At 76.1% G+C, this 3478-nt stretch carries 2 protein-coding genes; both read left to right on the top strand.

Annotation, left to right across the window (positions count from 1 at the left end):
• A partial coding sequence (locus VR45_RS24010; RefSeq protein ID WP_045941901.1) for a phosphopantetheine-binding protein occupies positions 1-588 on the top strand: 588 nt, incomplete at its 5' end.
• Between the two features lie 103 nt (positions 589-691).
• The coding region (locus VR45_RS24015) for an amino acid adenylation domain-containing protein (RefSeq protein WP_159394338.1) at positions 692-3478 on the top strand (2787 nt) is incomplete at its 3' end.

A 3478-nucleotide genomic window follows, 5' to 3' on the forward strand; every position in this document is an offset into this window, starting at 1 on the left:
ATCGAGCTGGGCGAGATCGAGGCCGCGCTCACCGCCCTGCCGGGGGTCGCCGCGGGCGCCGCCCGGCTCGTCGAGACCCCGGCCGGACCGGCCCTGGCCGGCTACGCCGTCGCCCCGGGCCTGACCGAGGACGCCTTGCGCACCGCGCTGACCGCGCGGCTGCCCGACTACATGGTGCCCGCCGGGCTCGTCCTGCTCGACGCGCTGCCGCTGACCCCCGGCGGCAAGGTCGACCGGGCCGCGCTGCCGGTGCCGCAGCTCGGCGGGGCCGGCGCCCCGCCCGAGGGCGACTGCGAGGAACTGCTCGCGGACCTGTGGATCGAGGTCCTCAAGGTCGAGCGGGTCTCCCGGCACGACGACTTCTTCGCCCTCGGCGGGCACTCGCTGCTCGCCACCCGGCTGCTGGCGCGGATCCGGGACACCTTCGAGACCGAACTGCCGCTGCGGACCGTCTTCGAGGACCGCACCCTGGCCGCGCTGGCCCGCCGGGTCGAGGAGCGCCTGCTGGCGGAGATCGACGACCTCGACGACCTGAACGACCTCGGCGACCTGGACGGCCTCGACGAGACCGCCGGGAGCACCCTGTGAACCGCCCCACCCACCCCCGAGCCGCCGGCGACACCGGCAGGACCGGGACCTTGGAAGCATGCCCGGCCGCCGGCGACACCGGCGCCCTGACGGGGGAGACCGCATGACCGAGCACAGCACCACCGGGCCGACCCCGGCCCAGCAACCGGCCCCGCAGCAGGACCGGCAACCGGCCCAGGAACCGGCCCCGCAGCCGGACCAGGCCGCCCGTCGGCAGGAACTGCTGCGCCGCCGCCTGGCCAAGGCCAAGGCCGCCAAGGCGGCGGCCGCGGCCGGCGGCGCCGAGCACCGCACCATCACCCCGCGCCCCGAGGGCACGGCGCCCCCGCTGTCCTCGGCCCAGCGCCGGATGTGGTTCCTCGCCCAGTACGAACCGGACAGCGCCGCCTACCACATCCCGCTCGCCCTGCACCTCGACGGCGAGCCCGACGAGGCCGCCCTCGCCGCCGCGCTCACCGACGTCCTCGCCCGGCACGAGGTGCTCCGCACCGTCTACCCGACCGTCGACGGCGAGGTCAGCCCCGAACCGAGACCCGCCGAGGGCCTCGTCCTCACCACCGCCGACGTCCCCACCGACCGGATCGACGACTGGCTGGCGGCCGAGGCCCGCCGCCCCTTCGACCTGGCCGCCGACCTGCCGCTGCGGGCCGCCCTGCTGCGCACCGACGAGGGCGCCGTCCTCAGCCTGGTGCTGCACCACATCGCGGCCGACGGCTGGTCGATCGGCGTCCTGTTCGGCGACCTCGCCACCGCCTACGGCGCCCGCCGCGCCGGGCGGGCCCCGGCCTTCGAGCCGCTGCCCGTCCAGTACGCGGACGTCGCGCACTGGCAGCGGACCGAGCTCGCCGCCGAACTCGACCGGCAGCAGGCCTGGTGGCAGGAGCGCCTGCGCGGCGCCGCCACCACCGTCACCGTGCCCGCCGACCGGCCCCGGCCGGCCGTCGCCGGCACCGAGGGCGCCCGGTTCACCGAGGCGCTCGGCGACGAGCGCACCCGCCGGATCCGCGCCCTCGCCGAACGGACCGGCAGCACCGTCTACATGGTGCTGCTGGCCGCCCTGCAGACCGTCCTCGGCCGGTACACCGGCAGCGAGGACGTCACCGTCGGCACCCCCATCGCCGGGCGCACCCGCAGCGAGACCGAGCCGCTGGTCGGCTGCTTCGTCAACACCCTGGCGATGCGCACCGACCTCTCCGGCGACCCGACGGTCCGCGAACTCCTGGAGCGGGTCAAGGACGCCACCCTCGGCGCCTACGGCCACCAGGACCTGCCGTTCGAGCGGCTGATCGACGCGCTCGGCCTGGAGCGCGAACTCGCCCACACCCCGCTGTTCCAGGTCCTGCTGAACGTCCACAACCAGGCCGAGGCCCGCCCCGAGCTGCCCGGCCACACCGTCCACTGGCGGCCGATCGGCACCGACACCGCCAAGTTCGACCTCTCGGTGGCTGTCGTCGACACCGGCGGCGAACTCGCCGCCGACCTGATCTGGCGCACCGAGCTGTACGACGAGCCCACCGTCCGCCGCTTCCTCGGCCACCTCACCACGACCCTCGACGCGATGGCCGCCGGCCCCGACCGCCCGCTCGCCGACCTTCCGCTGCTCACCCCGTCCGAGCAGCGGCAACTCGTCGAGTGGCACGACGAGGCCCCGCGCGGCTGGGACCTCGGCGGCACCCTGCACGGCCTGGTCGAGGAGCAGGCCCGCCGCACCCCCGACGCGCCCGCCGTACGCGGCGCCGACGAGGTCCTCGACTACGCCGAACTCGACCGGCGCGCCAACGCGCTGGCCCACCGGCTGCGCGCCCAGGGCGTCGGCCCGGACCGCCCGGTCGGCCTGCTGGTCGAGCGCTCCGCCGCCCTGGTCGTCGGCATGCTCGCCATCCTCAAGGCCGGCGGCGCCTACCTGCCGCTCGACCCGATCTACCCGGACGGGCGGATCAACGCCCTGCTCGACGCCGCCGGCGTCGCGGCCGTCGTCACCACCGAGGACCAGCGCGGACGCCTCACCGGCGGCCACCCGGTGGTCGTCCCCGACGGCACCGAACGGCCCGACGCGCCCGAGGTGGACGTCCGCCCCGAGCACCTCTGCTACCTGCTCTTCACCTCCGGCTCCACCGGCACCCCGAAGGGCGTCGCGGTCGAGCACCGCAACTACCGCAACTACCTGCACGGCCTGCGCGAGCGCGTCGGCGGTGACCAGACGGGCTGGAACTGGGCCCTGGTCTCCACCTTCGCCGCCGACCTCGGCACCACCAATGTGTTCGGCGCGCTCACCGGCGGCGGCTGCCTGCACCTGCTGACCCGCGACCAGGCCACCGACCCGGAGGCCTTCGCCGCCTACACGGCCGAGCACCGGATCGACGCCGTCAAGCTCGTCCCCAGCCACCTGGAGGGCCTGGCCGCGCACGGCGCCGGCCTCGACGCGATCCTCCCGGCCCGGCTGCTGATCTGCGCCGGCGAGGCGCTGCGGCCCGACCTGGTGGCCCGGATCCGCGCCGCCCGGCCCGACCTGGCGCTGCACAACCACTACGGGCCCACCGAGACCACCGTCTCGATGCTCGGCGCGCCCGTCCCCGCCGACCTCGGCGACGCGGTCACCGCACCGCTCGGCCGCCCCTTCGGCAATGTCACCGCACACCTGCTGGACGCCCGCCGCCGCCCCGTCCCGGTCGGCGTCCCCGGCGAGCTGTACGTCTCCGGCGGCGGCGTCGCCCGCGGCTACCTCGGCCGCGAGGACCTCACCGCCGAACGCTTCCTGGAGGTGGACGGCCGCCGCTGCTACCGCACCGGCGACCTGGTCCGCCGCCGCCCCGACGGCGCGATCGAGTTCCTCGGCCGGATCGACCACCAGGTCAAGATCCGCGGCTTCCGGGTCGAGATCGGCGAGGTC

The sequence above is a fragment of the Streptomyces sp. NRRL S-495 genome, assembly GCF_000966955.1.
In the GTDB taxonomy this organism is placed as follows: domain Bacteria; phylum Actinomycetota; class Actinomycetes; order Streptomycetales; family Streptomycetaceae; genus Kitasatospora; species Kitasatospora purpeofusca.